The organism is Pseudomonas sp. NMI542_15 (assembly GCF_021283425.1).
Classification (GTDB): domain Bacteria; phylum Pseudomonadota; class Gammaproteobacteria; order Pseudomonadales; family Pseudomonadaceae; genus Aquipseudomonas; species Aquipseudomonas fortuita.
Window position 1 is genome coordinate 88,513 of the sequence record NZ_JAJSRO010000015.1, and the last position, 14,765, is coordinate 103,277.

General features: G+C 63.1%; 14 protein-coding genes. 6 read left to right on the forward strand and 8 right to left on the reverse strand.

Going from position 1 to position 14,765, the window contains the following annotated elements; translation table 11 throughout:
- Positions 1 to 132: 132 nt before the first annotated feature.
- From LU684_RS20360 to LU684_RS20370, 3 genes are all read right to left on the reverse strand, one after another.
- A complete protein-coding gene (locus LU684_RS20360) occupies positions 133 to 1,491 on the reverse strand; it encodes a TolC family outer membrane protein (RefSeq protein ID WP_016488532.1) in 1,359 nt (452 codons plus the stop codon).
- Positions 1,492 to 1,802: 311 nt separating this feature from the next.
- On the reverse strand, positions 1,803 to 2,168 hold the full coding sequence (locus LU684_RS20365; RefSeq protein WP_016488531.1) for a YbaN family protein: 366 nt from the start codon (positions 2,166 to 2,168) through the stop codon (positions 1,803 to 1,805).
- A gap of 7 nt (positions 2,169 to 2,175) precedes the next feature.
- Positions 2,176 to 2,763, reverse strand: a complete 588-nt coding sequence (locus LU684_RS20370; protein WP_010955200.1) for a YecA/YgfB family protein — start codon at positions 2,761 to 2,763, stop codon at positions 2,176 to 2,178.
- A 245-nt stretch (positions 2,764 to 3,008) separates the two neighbouring features.
- Between LU684_RS20370 and recQ the strand changes: the two genes are divergently transcribed.
- Both recQ and LU684_RS20380 read left to right on the forward strand, forming a co-directional pair.
- Positions 3,009 to 5,156: a DNA helicase RecQ gene (gene recQ / locus LU684_RS20375; RefSeq protein WP_232894979.1), complete on the forward strand. Its 2,148-nt coding sequence runs from the start codon at positions 3,009 to 3,011 to the stop codon at positions 5,154 to 5,156.
- Positions 5,157 to 5,306: 150 nt separating this feature from the next.
- The gene (locus LU684_RS20380; RefSeq protein ID WP_016488529.1) at positions 5,307 to 5,744 is read left to right on the forward strand and encodes a MarR family transcriptional regulator; all 438 of its coding nucleotides are present in this window, start codon (positions 5,307 to 5,309) and stop codon (positions 5,742 to 5,744) included.
- Between the two features lie 34 nt (positions 5,745 to 5,778).
- Here the strand turns inward: LU684_RS20380 and LU684_RS20385 are convergent, their stop codons facing one another.
- On the reverse strand, positions 5,779 to 7,965 hold the full coding sequence (locus LU684_RS20385) for a patatin-like phospholipase family protein (protein WP_210668651.1): 2,187 nt from the start codon (positions 7,963 to 7,965) through the stop codon (positions 5,779 to 5,781).
- Positions 7,966 to 8,032: 67 nt separating this feature from the next.
- On the opposite strand from LU684_RS20385, the gene LU684_RS20390 reads away from it, so the two are divergent.
- Positions 8,033 to 8,314 (forward strand): SelT/SelW/SelH family protein, encoded by a 282-nt coding sequence (locus tag LU684_RS20390; protein ID WP_016488527.1) that lies wholly within the window; start codon positions 8,033 to 8,035, stop codon positions 8,312 to 8,314.
- Here LU684_RS20390 and LU684_RS20395 read toward each other — a convergent pair whose 3' ends face one another.
- Entirely contained in the window at positions 8,315 to 9,205 is an 891-nt protein-coding gene (locus tag LU684_RS20395) for a DMT family transporter (RefSeq protein WP_232894980.1), read from the reverse strand.
- Positions 9,206 to 9,372: 167 nt separating this feature from the next.
- Positions 9,373 to 10,140, reverse strand: coding sequence for a helix-turn-helix domain-containing protein (locus LU684_RS20400; protein WP_016488525.1), 768 nt, complete (start codon positions 10,138 to 10,140; stop codon positions 9,373 to 9,375).
- Positions 10,141 to 10,267: 127 nt separating this feature from the next.
- Between LU684_RS20400 and LU684_RS20405 the strand changes: the two genes are divergently transcribed.
- Positions 10,268 to 11,080, forward strand: a complete 813-nt coding sequence (locus LU684_RS20405) for a UDP-2,3-diacylglucosamine diphosphatase (protein WP_016488524.1) — start codon at positions 10,268 to 10,270, stop codon at positions 11,078 to 11,080.
- Positions 11,081 to 11,119: 39 nt separating this feature from the next.
- On the opposite strand, the gene LU684_RS20410 is transcribed toward LU684_RS20405, so the two are convergent.
- On the reverse strand, positions 11,120 to 11,431 hold the full coding sequence (locus LU684_RS20410) for a DUF962 domain-containing protein (RefSeq protein ID WP_016488523.1): 312 nt from the start codon (positions 11,429 to 11,431) through the stop codon (positions 11,120 to 11,122).
- A 154-nt stretch (positions 11,432 to 11,585) separates the two neighbouring features.
- Here LU684_RS20410 and LU684_RS20415 point away from each other — a divergent pair, with 154 nt between their 5' ends.
- On the forward strand, positions 11,586 to 12,647 hold the full coding sequence (locus LU684_RS20415) for an AraC family transcriptional regulator (protein ID WP_016488522.1): 1,062 nt from the start codon (positions 11,586 to 11,588) through the stop codon (positions 12,645 to 12,647).
- Here LU684_RS20415 and LU684_RS20420 read toward each other — a convergent pair.
- Positions 12,604 to 14,058, reverse strand: coding sequence for a TrkH family potassium uptake protein (locus tag LU684_RS20420; protein WP_016488521.1), 1,455 nt, complete (start codon positions 14,056 to 14,058; stop codon positions 12,604 to 12,606). The two genes, LU684_RS20415 and LU684_RS20420, sit on opposite strands and share 44 nt — an antisense overlap.
- Positions 14,059 to 14,160: 102 nt before the next feature.
- On the opposite strand from LU684_RS20420, the gene LU684_RS20425 reads away from it, so the two are divergent.
- Entirely contained in the window at positions 14,161 to 14,718 is a 558-nt protein-coding gene (locus LU684_RS20425) for an NAD(P)H nitroreductase (protein WP_060519140.1), read from the forward strand.
- The last annotated feature ends 47 nt before the right edge of the window (positions 14,719 to 14,765 follow it).

Consider the following 14,765-nt stretch of genomic DNA (forward strand, 5'->3'; position numbering starts at 1 on the left):
ACAGTTACAGTGTCAAGGCTCATGCTTTTATTCCCACAGGCAGCTGCACAAAGTTTGAAGCCTATGCAGTACCTGTGGGAGCTGGCTTGCCGGCGAAAGGGCCGCAAAGCGGCCTCCAGAACTTGAAGCCGATCAACGCATCTCAGGTAGACGCGCCTCGGTACGCACTTCCGTGGTAGCCAGCGCCTCTGGCGGCAGCGAAATACGCTGTTTGCTCAACAGCTCACCCATGGTCGCCAGCACGCGGTAGCGCGAGAATTCCTCGGTGTAGCGGACTTCGGTGTAACGGCGGTCGGCGTTGTACAGCTCGTTTTCACTGTCAAGCACGTCCAGCAGGGTACGCTGGCCCAGGCCGAACTGGTCCTGGTAAGCGGCGCGCACGCGCTTGGTGGTCTCGGCGTATTCACGCGCGGTAGGCAGCTGCTTGCTGGCATTGTTCATGGCGTTCCACGCCAGGCTCAGGTTTTCGGTCAGCTCACGCAGGGCGTTGTTGCGGATGTCCAGGGCCTGGTTGATCTTGTGCGCGTCAGACTGCAGGCGGGCCTTGTCGCTGCCGCCGCGGAACAGGTTGTAGTTCATCTCTACGCCGGCCTGCCAATCGTTGTTGTTGTGGCCTTTTTCGCCACCGGTGTTGTTGTTGGCACCGGTTGCAAGAATGGCGTCGAAGCGCGGGTAGAAGGTCGACTTGCCCACTTCGTATTGCTGCTCGGCGGCGTTGACGTCAGCCTGTGCCGATTTGATGTAGGGGTTGTTCTGGCGCATGCTGTCGCGCGCGCCGTCGAGGGTCTCAGGCACCTCGCCCTTGATGGTCGGCGGGCTTTCCAGTTCGTCCGGGGCACGGCCGATCACGCTGAAGAAGTTGGCCTCGGCATCGGCCAGGTCCACTTCGGCGGTATCCAGGTTGTTTTCCGCCAGGGCGCGACGGGCGCGGGACTGGTCGAGGTCGGCGGTGCTGCCAACGCCGCGCTCGTTACGCAGGCCGATCTGGTCGTTGACGCGCAGGTGGGCTTGCAGGTTGTTCTTGGCCAGGGTTACCAGCTCACGGCGCTTGAGCACTTCCAGGTATACCTCGATCGCACGCAGGGCGACATCCTGGGCAACTGCCTGGGTGTAGTAGGCGCGGGAGGTGGAAACCGCTTCGGTGCGGCCCACTTCGTTCGCGGTGTTGAAACCGTCGAAAATCATCTGCCGCAGGCGTAGCTCGGACTGGGTGTAGTTGAGGGTTTCCTTGTTGTGGTTACCCTCGGCACGGGTGGTGGCATTGTCCGAACGCTGGCGGCCATAGCCAGCAACCAAATCCACGGAAGGGTAGTAGCCACCACGCGCAAACTTGACGTCTTCATCGGCCGACAGCTTGCTGTTACGGTTGGAGCTTACCTGCGGGTGGTAGTCCACGGCGCTCTGGACGGCCTCGGTGATCGACATCGCCTGTACGTTGGCACTCGCCAGGGCCAACAGTAATGCACTGGTGATGGGGTTCAAAACGCGCATGGTACATCTCCCTGATCCTGGAATTGATCCTGCTGCTCGCCAAAAAAATGACGATAAAATTATCGCGTATAGTGTTGCAGGTTTTTAACAACACAGCTAAGTACATTCAACGCGATAGATAAGAAGATTTCTTCATATCAAATAGCCATATAAGACATATATTGTCTAACAAGGGCAGCGAAACTTTGTGCTGGCAAGCGCGCGAAAAGGCAAGAAAGCCAATGAATACAAGGCTTTTGTGTGGTTCCAGAACCATTTCGGATAAAGAAAACGACCGTTAGGCGAAAGTGATATTTGGCGACAAAAAAATGTCACTTCGGTGTGTGCAGGGTTTTCTGCCTGACGATATAGAGGCTTACCAATACAGCGCTGGTCAACATGAAGGCGCGTGCCCAGAACAGGGGCACCAGATAGCACGACAGGCCAATGCTGGCCCACATCAGGCCGATGGCGTAGACCTTGCCCTTGAGGGGGATGCCTTCACCACTGAGGTAGTCGCGGATCCATGGCCCGAGCTTCGGGTGATGGACCAGCCAGTGGTGAAAGCGCGGCGAACTGCGGGCAAAGCAGGCTGCCGCCAAAAGCAGGAAAGGGGTGGTGGGCAATACCGGAAGGAATATCCCCAACACCCCCAGCGCAACGCTGAGCCAGCCGATGGCCAGCAGCAGGTAGCGCACAGGCGACTCAGTGGTGGCGTGGCTTGAGCAGCGCCGGTTTTTCGTCAGGGGCGTGCAGCAGCAGGAACAATGCGCTCAGCGCCTCGGGGATCTGGACGATCATGTCATCCTGCAGGTTGGCGTTGCTGGCGATGTCGGCGAACTCTGGCTGTTCGTCGAACAGGCCAGAGCCCACCATGATCGGCAGCAACATTTCGCTGACTTCTTCTTCAGCGTTCTCGAACCAGGCCTCTTCACGCAGGAACACGCCTTCCATGAAGCCAATGCACCAGCCGCGCAGGTCGGAATCATCCGGCTCGTCGGTCAGGTCGAGGTCGCATGGCAGGTCGAATTCTTCGTCGCTGGCCAGCTGGCGGGCGATGTGCGCTTTCAACGCCACCAGGGTGGCTTCGATCTCGGTGCGCTGGGCCTCGCTGGCGTAGTGCGGCTCTTCGGCGAACAAGGCGTCGATCCATTCGCGCTCGGGCACGTCCTCGGCGTTGATCGACAGGGCGGTCAGGTAGCCGTGGGCGGCGACGTAGTCCAGCGCCTCTTCGTGCAGCTCGTCGGCGTCGAGGAAGGCTTGCAGGCGGGTCAGTTGCTCGGCGAAGGACATTACAGGGCTACCTTGGGGAATAAACGATACCGAATTCTAGCACCAAGCAAGGGTAGCGGGGTAAAGGGAACGTCTATCACCATGGTGCCCTGTGCAGTGCGGTGCTGCGGTATACTCCGCGATTTTTCATGCAGGGGCAGATTTTATCGGCCCCTGGCAAAAACCGCTTACGCATTTGGCGTGTGCGGAGCGGGTTTTTCGTCCAGCCTGTATGCAGGGTGGTACGGCGATTTGTGGAGTTGCACATGCTCGAACAGGCTCAGCGCGTTCTCAAGGACATCTTCGGCTACGACAGTTTCCGTGGGCGCCAGGCAGCAATCATCGAATGCGTGGCCAATGGCGGCGATGCCCTGGTGCTGATGCCCACTGGTGGCGGCAAGTCGCTGTGTTTCCAGGTGCCGGGGCTGCTGCGCCCGGGCCTGACGGTGGTGGTCTCACCGCTGATTGCGTTGATGGACGACCAGGTCGCCACGCTGGACGAACTGGGCGTGTCGGCTGCCGCGCTGAACTCTACCCTGACGGCGGAGCAGCAGCGTGAACTGGCCGGGCGCCTGCGCCGTGGCGAAGTGAAGATGCTGTACCTGGCGCCGGAGCGCCTGGTGCAGCCGCGCATGCTCGATTTCCTGCGCGATCTGGACATCTCGCTGTTTGCCATCGACGAGGCGCACTGCGTGTCGCAGTGGGGCCACGATTTCCGCCCCGAATACCTGCAACTGGGGCAATTGGCCGAGCTGTTCCCGCATGTGCCGCGCATTGCGCTGACCGCCACCGCCGATATGCGCACCCGCGAAGAGATTGTCCAGCGCCTGCACCTGCAAGGCGCCGAGCGCTTCCTGTCGAGCTTTGACCGGCCGAACATCTTCTATCGCATCGTACCCAAGGAAGCGCCGCGCAAGCAGCTGATGGCCTTCCTTGGCGAGCGCCGCGGCAACGCGGGCATTGTGTACTGCCTGTCGCGCAAGAAGGTCGACGAAACGGCAGCCTTCCTCTGTGATCAGGGTTTCCCGGCATTGCCTTATCATGCCGGCCTGGCTGCCGAGACCCGTTCTGCCAACCAGCACCGCTTCCTCAATGAGGAAGGGTTGATCATGGTCGCCACCATTGCCTTCGGCATGGGTATCGACAAACCCAACGTGCGCTTCGTTGCCCACCTCGACCTGCCCAAGTCGCTTGAGGCCTATTACCAGGAAACCGGCCGTGCCGGCCGGGACGGCTTGCCATCCGATGCCTGGATGGCCTACGGCCTGCAGGACATGGTCATGCTCAAGCAGATGCTGCAGAACTCCGAAGGAGACGAGCGCCACAAGCGCATCGAGCAGCACAAGCTCGACGCCATGCTGGCGTTGTGTGAAGAGACCCGCTGCCGCCGCCAGTCGTTGCTGGCCTATTTCGATGAAATCCTCGAGCAGCCGTGCGGGCACTGCGACAACTGTGTCGACAACATTCAGACCTGGGACGCCACCGAGCCGGCCCGTCAGGCGCTGTCGGCGGTTTTCCGCACTGGCCAGCGCTATGGTGTCGGCCACCTGGTCGATGTGCTGTTGGGCAAGGACAACGAGAAGGTGCGCAATTTCGGCCACGAGAAGCTGTCGGTGTTCGGCGTCGGCAAGGGCCTGGCCGAGGTCGAGTGGCGTTCGTTGTTCCGCCAGCTGGTGGCGCGTGGGCTGGTCGACATCGACCTGGAGGGCTATGGCGGCCTGCGCCTGTCCGACAGCTGCCGGCCACTGCTGCGCGGCGAGGTGACCTTGCAACTGCGTCGCGACCTCAAGCCGCAGACCACGGCCAAGACCTCATCGTCCAGCGGTGGCAGCCCGGCCAGCCAGTTGGTGCGTGCCGAGGAGCGCGAGCTGTGGGAAGCGCTGCGTACCCTGCGGCGCAAGCTGGCGGAGGAGCACAGTGTGCCGCCCTATGTCATCTTCCCCGACTCGACGCTGCTGGAAATGCTGCGCAGCCAGCCGGTCAGCCTCAGCGATATGGCCCAGGTCAGCGGTGTGGGGGCGCGCAAGCTGGAGCGTTATGGCCAGGCGTTCCTCGAGGTACTGAACAACAGCGGTGGCACCGAAGAGGCGCCGAAAGTGGTACTCGACCTGCGCCACGAACTGGTCAGCCTGGCCCGGGCCGGCATGACCCCGGCGCAGATCGCCGGGCAGCTCAACTGCAGCGAGAAGAACGTGTATAGCCTGCTGGCCGAGGCGTTGGGCCGCCAGGAGCTTAGCCTTTACCAGGCCCTCGACCTGCCGGAAGACCTGCTGATGGAAGTACAGGACGCCTTCCTGGATGGCGAGGGCGAACTGCCGCCGGTTTCGGCCATTGCGCCCCAGTTCGGGGCACGGGTGCCGGAGGGTGTGCTGTATTGCGTGCGTGCGGCGCTGGCGGCCGAGTTCGAGATGTGACGGGCAGTCAGATCGAGGGCAGAACCGCCATCTGCTGACCTTTGTCATGCTTTTTGACGATTATCGAACGGCGAAGGGCGCGCGAGCCTTGCCTCGTCGGAAAGGGCATGGTTAGCTGCCTAATAATTAGATCTGTTCAATGAGTTGCTTATGCCCCTGACCGACAACCAACACCGCTTCGGCATGCAGCTGGCCCAGATGTCCCGGGGCTGGCGTGCCGAACTGGACCGCCGCCTGGCCGGGCTCAACCTGTCCCAGGCGCGCTGGCTGGTGTTGCTGCACCTGGCGCGTTTCGAAGAAGCCCCTACTCAGCGTGAGCTGGCCCAGAGCGTGGGCGTTGAAGGCCCGACCCTGGCGCGCCTGCTCGACAGCCTGGAAGCACAAGGGCTGGTGCGCCGGCAGGCGGTGGTGGAAGACCGGCGGGCCAAGAAGATCTTGCTGTGCCCGCCGGCCAAGCCGCTGATCGACCAGATCGAAACCATCGCCAACCAGCTGCGGTTGGAGCTTTTCACCGGGGTGGACGAGGCAGAGTTGCAGGTGTGCATGCGGGTGCATGCCACGATCCTGTCCAACCTCGAGAAGTCCTGAGGGCCCCTGGGGTCGCTTTGCGGCCCCCGGCGAATCAGAAGGTATGCCCCAGGTTCAGGTACACCGCCTGCTCATGCGCACTGTTGGTGCCGTAGCTGAAGTTCAGCGGCCCCAGAGGCGTTTCCAGCCCCAGGAAGATGCTCGCCGCATTGATGTAGCCGCTGTCGAACTCGTTGTCGTTGTTCCACGCGCGCCCACGTTCCAGCGACCCGCCAATGTACAGCGGGAAGTCCAGCGGTACGTAGGCCCGTGGCGTCAGCCGGCGGTAATAGACCATGCGCAGCAGGCTCACGTTCTGCCCCGACACCGAGTCCTGGCGAAAGCCAGACAGCTCTCGTGCCCCACCCATCACGAAGCTGGACGTCACCACTTCGGTAGCGTCCAGGGTGCGCCCGTAGCGTCCGCCCAGCACGAAGGTGTTCGGCCCGCTACTGATGGCCTTGTCCAGGTTGAACAGCCACTGCCGGTAATCCTGGTCGGAGTCCAGCGATTTGTCGTACTTGCGCAAGGTCAGGCCAATGTCCTCACCGCTGTGCGGGAAATACACGTTGTCGAGGGTGTCGAACGAATACTTCAGTTCATAGAAGCCCTCGTTGAAGCTGACCTTGGGCAGGTCCTGGTCGCCAATGCGTACCTCGGCCTCGCCCCAGGCCTTGCCCACGCCCAGGCGTACTTCACCGTTGGTGCCAATCTGGCGGCCGAGGTTCAGGCCAAAGCCGTAGCGTTCCAGGCGGTACTCTGCGACGGGGTCGTTGTCCAGGGTGGCTTCGATGTTCTGTGAGCTGAAATCCAGGTACGGCGCAATGAAATAGCGCGAGCCAACGTCCAGCGGCTGGTAGAACTCGCTGTACAGTTCTTGCTGGTCGCCGATCTGGCCACGGGTCAGCCACTCGGCACCCAGGCTGTTGATGCCATTGACCCGGTAGCTGGCGCCCAGGTTGAAGGCGCTGTCACCGCGCAGGTCGTCCGAAAGGTTCAGGCCCAGGCGCAGGTAGTCGGTGCCGCCGCGTCGACCGCGGGCGTTGATCACCAAGGTGTTGTCGTTGCCCTTGTGCACCACGCGATACTGCACCCGGTCGAAGTAGTCCAGGCCGTAGAGCGTGCCCATGTCGGTCTGCAGGCGGTCCAGCTCAAGGGGGGCGTCGATCGGCTGACGGATGTAAGAGCGGATCACGTCGTCGCTGACCTTGGAGTCGTTCTCGATCCGGATCGCGGTGATCACCGGCGTGCGCTGGCGTGGCGAGCGGGCCACGGCCAGGTTGCTGTCACCCTCAGGCTCGCGCAGGGCAGCCAGGCGTTGGTCGAGCAGGCGGGTGGCGCGGTAACCGGCGTCGATCATGTCCCGGGCACGGCCGAAGTCGGTCACGCCGAAGGCAGCTAGCGATGGCTGGATGAGGATGTCATCGCGCTGCAGGCTGGCCAGTTGTTCTTCCGAATTGCGCCGTGTCATCAGGGTAATCGACTGGTTAAGCACGTCGACCACGGTCAGCAGTTGCTTGCGATCGCGCAGCGGGGTACCGATGTCGACCACGATGGCCAGGTCCACGCCCATTTCGCGGGCCACGTCGACGGGGATGTTGTCGACCATGCCGCCGTCCACCAGCAGGCGGCCGTCCAGTTCGACCGGGGCAAACACGGCGGGGATCGACATGCTGGCACGGATGACCTGGGGCAGATGGCCGCGGCGGAACACCACCTTTTCGCCACTGGCGATGTCAGTGGCTACAGCGCGAAAGGGGATGGGCAGCTTGTCGAAATCGCGGGTATCGGCGGTGTGCGCCAGTTTGCTTTCCAGCAGCAGTGACAGGTTCTGGCCCTGGATCACCCCCAGCGGCAGGCCCAGGCTGCCGTCGTCGCGAAAGCTGAGCTTTTGCTTGACCAGGAAATCGCGATCATCCTGCTTGCGCCGGAACGGCACGTCCTTGCGCGGCGGGGCATCGGACAGCGCCTGTTGCCAGTCCAGGGTGGTGGCGAGCTTTTCCAGTTCTGCGACACTGTAGCCCGAAGCGTAAAGCCCGCCGACCACTGCGCCCATGCTGGTGCCGGCGATGGCGTCGATGCGCACGCCCTGTTCCTCCAGTGCCTTGAGCACGCCGATGTGGGCCAGGCCACGGGCGGCACCCCCCGACAACACCAAGCCGACCTTGGGCCTGGCAGGTTCCGCAGCGGCAGCCATGAAGGAGGTGAGGGCGAGCAGCAAACAGCACAGCAAACGGCGCATCGTGAGTCTCAAACCGTGGGCTAAAGACCGCTAGTATAAGCGGCCCCTTACCTGGAGATGCCTCAGCATGGCCGACAACAAGCCCGAAATCGTCATCACTTATTGCACCCAGTGCCAGTGGCTGCTGCGCGCTGCCTGGCTGGCCCAGGAACTGCTCAGCACGTTTGCCGACGACCTTGGCCAGGTCGCGCTGTCACCGGGCACCGGCGGGGTCTTCTGCATTACCTGCAATGGCGTGCAGATCTGGGAGCGCAAGGCCGACGGCGGCTTCCCCGAGGCCAAGGTGCTGAAACAGCGGGTACGCGACCAGATCGACCCGCAGCGTGACCTTGGCCACAACGACCGCTGATCAGGCGCCCTCGGCCAGTGGCCGCTGCTTGGGTGGTTGTTCTCGGGTCATGCGGCTGGACAGCACGATGGCGAAGATGATCAACGCGCCGCCCAGCAGCATGCGCAAGGTCGGGGTTTCGGCGAACACCACCCAGGCCACGGCAATGCCATAGACCGGCTCCATGCCGAACACCACGGCGGCGGTGCGCGCCTTGATCACCGCCAGGCTGGCGACGAACAGGCTGTGCGCCACGCCGGTGCAGAAGATGCCGAGCAGGGCGATCCACAGCCAGTCCATGGCCGCCACGCCTGCCAGACCTGGTGCGGCGAACGGCAGCAGGCACAGGCCTACCACCAGGTTCTGCCACAGGGCAGCCTGTACTGCTGGCAAACGCCCGGAGCCGGCGCGGTTGGTGAGGGACAGCAGCGAGAACAGCAGCCCTGACAGCAGTGCCCAGAGCAGGCCGCCAGTGGCCTCGCTGGCCAGGTCGAAATCTGGCGTGACCAGTATCAGGCCGATGCTGACCAGCAGCACCAGCACGGCCTCGTTGCGGCGGATGCGCTCGCGGAACAGCAGGCCTTCGAGGATGACGGTGAAGGCCGGGAAACTGGCGAAACCGAGGGTGGCGATGGCCACGCCGCCAACTTTGACGGCAATGAAGAAACTGACCCAGTGACCGGCCAGCAGCACACCGCCGAGCAGCAGGCGACGGATACCCTGGCTGCTCAGGCGCTGCCAGCCCGGGCCGGTCAGGCTGGCGAACAGGGCCAGGGCGAGTACGGCGAAGGCGGCGCGGCCGAAGACGATGATCGCCGGGCTGGCAGTGGCGGCCAGTTTGCCGAAGACGCCGGTCAGGCCGAAGAACAGCGCGCCAATGTGCAGGGCGCCGAGGGCGGTGCGGTGGTTCATGGTGGTCCTTGCTCAAGATCTTTATCGACGTTGCCGGCCTCTTCGCAGCACAAGGCTGCTCCTACAGGGACTGTGCGTATTCTGTGGGAGCAGCCTTGTGCTGCTAAGAGGCCGGCACTGGCAAAGTGTAAAACCACAGGCCAACGATTTCTGTCGCAAGACTGCTGTCAGTTGTCGCCAGGCTCTCGCCGCAAAGCCATTGGCGTACACCCGAACGCCCGCAACATCGCCGCTGAAAACGCACTCTGCGAGCAATACCCCACCTGCGCCGCAATTTCACTCATCGGTAGCACGGTCTGCACCACCAGCCGCCGCGCCTTGAGCAAGCGCCGCTGGCGAATGTAGTCCATCGGTGTCATGGCGCATTCGGCAGTAAACCGCGCATGCAGCCGGGCGCCGGACAGCCCGGCGATGCGCGCCAGGTCGGCGACCTGCAACGGGTAGGCAGCATGCTGCTCGATATGGGCATCGAAGGCTGCATAGGGTAGGCGCTGGCTGGGGCGCACGTTGGCTGCTGCCGTGCAGTTGAGGCTGGCCAGCAACAGCGCTGCGCCTTGCCGGGCAATCAGCGGGTCGTCCATGGGGCTGGCCGCCAGCCAGTCCACCAACTGTTGCTGACGGTCGTCCAGGCCCAGCGCGGCGGGGCGGTCGAGCAGGCGGCGGCTGGCATCGGCATGCTCGCCCAGCTGCTCGTGCAGCCACTGCTCGCCAGGCACATCAAGCACCAGGCAGTGGCTGCCGCCATCGCTGGCGCAGGTGTGATGCGCGCCTGCCGGGACCACGACCAGCCCTTGCCGGTCGATCCCGGCGCCTTGCCCCTGTACCTCGAACTCCAGGCGGCCACGCAGGCCGAACACCAGTTGCGGGTGTTCGTGGCTGTGGGCGATCAGGCTGTCGCGGTAATGGCGCAGCGAGAGTATCGGGCCGGCGGTCATGGGGGCGTCCTCGCAGGGCAGATCCGCATTGTGCCTCATTCCCGGCAGGCGATCACCGGTAACCGTTTTGCCACGGCGCTGTCATGCGCGCCTGCCAGTCTCCAGCAAACTGCGCCGGAGCCTGTCCATGACCCATGCCGAACTCTCCCGTCCCTCGCGCAAGCAACGCGTGCGTACCCTGTGGATCTCCGATGTCCACCTGGGGACACGCGACTGCCAGGCCGAACACCTGTCGCAGTTCCTCAAGGGCTACCAGGCCGACCGCGTGTACCTGGTAGGCGACATCATCGATGGCTGGAAACTGCGCGGTGGCATTTACTGGCCACAAGCCCACACCAACGTGATCCGCCGCTTGCTGACCATGAGCAAGCGCGGTACCGAGGTGATCTACGTCACCGGCAACCATGACGAATTCCTGCGCCGCTACTCGAAGCTGATCCTGGGCAACATCCAGCTGGTGGATGAGGCCGAACACCTGACCGCCGATGGCCGCCGCCTGCTGGTGATCCATGGTGACCAGTTCGACGTGATTACCCGTTACCACCGCTGGCTGGCGTTTCTCGGTGATCGTGCCTACGGGTTCACGTTGGTGCTCAACCGTTGGCTCAACCACTGGCGTGCGCGGTATGGCTATGGTTACTGGTCGCTGTCGGCGTACCTGAAGCACAAGGTCAAGGGCGCGGTGAACTTCATCAGCGACTTCGAGGATGCCATTGCCCATGAGTGCACCCGGCGTGGTTTGCACGGGGTGGTGTGTGGGCATATCCACCATGCCGAGATCCGCAAGGTGGGCGAGGTGGACTACCTCAATTGCGGAGACTGGGTGGAGTCGTGCACGGCGCTGATCGAGCATTGGGATGGCCGTATCGAGCTGTATCGGTTGGCCGATGCCCAGGCGCGGGAAGCGCAGGCAGTGGCGGCGTCGCGTGAGCCGGCTTAGAGGCTGCAGAACCATGGGGCCGCAACCCGCCCTCAATGTCTACAGCCGGATCTTGCCCAGCAAGATATCCCGGAACATCACGAAATCCCCGGCCAGGCTGTACAGCGGGTAGGTGAAGGTCGCCGGCCGGTTCTTTTCGAAAAAGAAGTGCCCGACCCAGGCGAAGCCATAGCCGAACAGCGGCACGGCCAGCAAAAGCAACCACTTGCCACTGCCAATGGTGTAGGCCAGCAGCGCTATTACCAAGCTGGTGCCGACAAAGTGCAGGCGGCGGCAGGTGGGGTTGCTGTGCTCCCCCAGGTAGTAAGGATAGAACTCGGCAAAACTGCGATACTGCGCTGTGCGGTTCATGGCAGTGCTCCGGGATTAATACTTCTGGACAAGATGCACGGCGTGGAGCCTGATTCGAGTCTAGAGTGACTGACGGGGCCTACCAGTGACAATAGGCGCCAAATGAGTATCCTTGGGGTTCACCGCAGGAGCGGTCGGTAAAAAGAAGCCTGTCATGAGCGAAAGAACCACGTCAGCCAGCTGGGCATCAGGGATTGTGAAGGCGCTCGAACTGGAAGGGCTGGACTGCCCGTCCATGTTCAAGCAACTGGGGCTGGACTTCGCTGCCCTCGACGACCCCGATGCACGTTTTCCGCAAGATTCCATGACCCGGCTGTGGCAGCTGGCGGTGGAGCTGTCAGGCAATGAAGCCATTGGCCTGAACATGGCCCGCGTGGTACGGCCGGCTTCGTTCCATGTGGTGGGCTATGCATTGATGTCCAGCCGCACCCTGGCAGAAGGCTTCCAGCGCCTGGTGCGGTACCAGCGCATCATCGCCGAAAGCTCCGATCTCAGTTTTGTCCTTGGCGACGAGGGCTATTCGCTGATCCTGACGGTGCATGGCGACCATCTGCCCCCGACCCGGCACAGTGCCGAAGCATCGCTGGCCTGTGCGCTGGCGCTGAGCAAATGGCTCAGTGGGCGGCCGGTACAGCCGCGCCGGGTACTGGTGCAGGGGCCGCAGCCAAAGAATGTCGAGCCGTACAAAGTGGCGTTCCATTCGCCCCTGGTGTTCGGCGCGCCGCACGATGCGCTGGTGTTCGAACGGGCCGACATGGAGGCGCCGCTGCCGACTGCCAACGAGGCCATGGCGGTGCTGCACGACCGTTTTGCCGGGGAGTACCTGGCACGATTTTCCGAAAGCCGGGTTACCCACCGCGTGCGGCAGGTGTTGTGCCGCATCTTGCCGCAGGGGGAACCCAAGCGCGAAACCCTGGCCCAGGCCTTGCACTTGTCGCAGCGCACCTTGCAGCGGCGTCTGCAGGAGGAGGGCACCAGTTTCCAGAGCTTGCTTGATGACACCCGTCGCGAGCTGGCCGAGCAATACCTGGCCCAGCCGGGCATGACACTGCTGGAAACCGCCTACCTGCTGGGCTTTGCCGACCCCAGCAATTTCTACCGGGCGTTCCGCCGCTGGTTCGATGCCACCCCAAGCGAGTACCGCGCCCGCCTCGGCACGGACGCCGAGGGGGTCAGTGACGCCAGAACGCCGGCATACACAGCACCAGCACCGTAATGATTTCCAGGCGGCCAAGCAGCATGCCGGCCGCCAGGATCCACTTGGCCGCATCCGGCAGCGTGGCATAGTTGCCCGACGGGCCGATCACTTCACCCAGGCCCGGGCCTACACCCGAAACTGTGCCGGCAGCGCCGGTCAATGCGGTCATCCAGTCCACGCCCAGCAACGACAGCAACAGGGCCATGACGCAGATGGTGATGGCGAAGAAGAACGAGAACGTCAGAATCGAGCGCACGATGTCTTCGTCGAGGCGGTGGCCGTTGTATTTCTGCTTGATCACCGCACGCGGGTGGATCAGTTGGTTGAGGCTGGCCTTGAGCAGGATGTAGGCCACCTGGAAGCGGAAAATCTTGATACCGCCTGCGGTCGAGCCGGAGCAGCCGCCGACGAAGCCCAGGTAGAAGAACAGCATCAGCGAAAAGTTGCCCCACAGGCTGTAGTCGCCCAGGGCGAAGCCGGTGGTAGTGACCACCGAGGTCACGTTCAAGGCTACGTGGCGCAGGGCATCGAGCCAGTGCAGGTTGGTGCTGTACCAGTACCAGGTACCCAGGACCAACCAGGTAACCACCAGCATGCCCAGCAAACCTTGCACCTGCTGGTCACGGATCAGCGCCCTGCGGTTGCCACGCAGGGTCGCGACGTAAAGGGTGAACGGCAGGCTGCCCATGATCATGACCACCACCGCGACCCAGTGCACGGCCGGGATATCCCATTTTGCCAGCGACTGGTCGGAGGTGGAGAAGCCGCCGGTGGAGATTGCCGACATGGCGTGGTTGATTGCATCGAACGGGCTCATCCCCGCCCACCAGAAGGCCAGCGAGCCGAGGATAGAGAAGCCGACGTACACCCCCACGATCGACTTGGCCACCATGTGCGAGCGTGGCATGACCTTTTCCGAGCGGTCGGACGATTCGGTCTGGAACAGGCGCATGCCGCCGATGCGCAGCAATGGCAGGATCGCCACCGCCATGGCGATGAAGCCGATGCCGCCGAGCCAGTGAAGCATCGAGCGCCACATGAGAATACCCGGCGACATGTTATCGAGCCCGCTGAGTACGGTAGCGCCGGTAGCGGTGATGCCCGACATGCTCTCGAAGAAGGCGTCGGTGTAGCTGATGTGCTGGGTCAGCAGGAACGGCAGGGCGGCAAACACGCACACCACCAGCCAGCTACTGACCGTGAGCAGGTACATGTCACGCGGGCGCAGGTGGACATGCTCGGGGCGGCCCTGTACCACCAGGGCCAGGCCGGCGATGAAGGTGATCAGGCTCGACCAGAGGAAGGAGGGCATGTCACCAGTGCGCTCGAAGATCACCAGGGTCGCCATGGGCACAGCCATGCCGACGGCGAGGGTAATCAGGAAGATGCCGATGATGAAACCAATGATCCTTAAGGTCGGCAACGCCATGTGATCTGCTCTGACTCGAAACGGAAGGGCGCCATTCTACCTATGGGTCTGGTGATGTAAACGCTAGAATGGCCGCACATTCAACTGCCAGGAGGGTAGCCGATGGAGGCTCTCGACGCATTGCTCAACCGTGTTTCCGTGCCACGCCTGACTGACCCGGCACCCAATGCCGCACAGCGCGAGGCGCTGTTCCAGGCTGCCTTGCGCGCCCCGGATCATGGCCAGCTGCGACCATGGCGCTTCCTGACCATCGAGGGCCAGGGCCGTGAAAAGCTGGGTGAGCTGTTCGCTGAAGCGGTGCAGAACAAGGGCGAAGCCAGCCAGGCTGCGCTGGACAAGGCCCGCGCCATGCCGCTGCGGGCGCCGCTGCTGATCGTGGTGATCGCCAAGCTGCAGGACCACTTCAAGGTGCCCAAGTCCGAGCAGCGTCTGGCAGCCGGCTGTGCGGCGCACGGCATTCTGATTGCCGCGCATGCGCAAGGCATCGGGGCGGTGTGGCGTACCGGGGACATGGCCTTCGATGCCCATGTGCACAAGGGCCTGGGTCTGGCCCAGAATGAAGAGTTGATCGGTTACCTGTATGTCGGCACGCCGCTGACCGAGCCGCGCACTGCGCCGGTGCTGGACACTGCCGAGTTCGTCAGCGCCTGGGGCGAGTAACGCAGCCTGGGGCTGATTTATTGCATCAGGGCCACTGGCCTCTTCGC

Bases quoted from the DNA above. Each gene is read 5' to 3' on its own strand.
- recQ (WP_232894979.1), top strand. From the start codon at position 3,009: ATGCTCGAACAGGCTCAGCGCGTTCTCAAGGACATCTTCGGCTACGAC.
- LU684_RS20390 (WP_016488527.1), top strand. From the start codon at position 8,033: ATGGCCGACAACAAGCCCGAAATCGTCATCACTTATTGCACCCAGTGC.
- LU684_RS20400 (WP_016488525.1), bottom strand. From the start codon at position 10,140: ATGACCGCCGGCCCGATACTCTCGCTGCGCCATTACCGCGACAGCCTG.
- LU684_RS20370 (WP_010955200.1), bottom strand. From the start codon at position 2,763: ATGTCCTTCGCCGAGCAACTGACCCGCCTGCAAGCCTTCCTCGACGCC.
- LU684_RS20410 (WP_016488523.1), bottom strand. From the start codon at position 11,431: ATGAACCGCACAGCGCAGTATCGCAGTTTTGCCGAGTTCTATCCTTAC.
- LU684_RS20385 (WP_210668651.1), bottom strand. From the start codon at position 7,965: ATGCGCCGTTTGCTGTGCTGTTTGCTGCTCGCCCTCACCTCCTTCATG.
- LU684_RS20405 (WP_016488524.1), top strand. From the start codon at position 10,268: ATGACCCATGCCGAACTCTCCCGTCCCTCGCGCAAGCAACGCGTGCGT.
- LU684_RS20360 (WP_016488532.1), bottom strand. From the start codon at position 1,491: ATGCGCGTTTTGAACCCCATCACCAGTGCATTACTGTTGGCCCTGGCG.
- LU684_RS20420 (WP_016488521.1), bottom strand. From the start codon at position 14,058: ATGGCGTTGCCGACCTTAAGGATCATTGGTTTCATCATCGGCATCTTC.
- LU684_RS20395 (WP_232894980.1), bottom strand. From the start codon at position 9,205: ATGAACCACCGCACCGCCCTCGGCGCCCTGCACATTGGCGCGCTGTTC.
- LU684_RS20425 (WP_060519140.1), top strand. From the start codon at position 14,161: ATGGAGGCTCTCGACGCATTGCTCAACCGTGTTTCCGTGCCACGCCTG.
- LU684_RS20380 (WP_016488529.1), top strand. From the start codon at position 5,307: ATGCCCCTGACCGACAACCAACACCGCTTCGGCATGCAGCTGGCCCAG.
- LU684_RS20415 (WP_016488522.1), top strand. From the start codon at position 11,586: ATGAGCGAAAGAACCACGTCAGCCAGCTGGGCATCAGGGATTGTGAAG.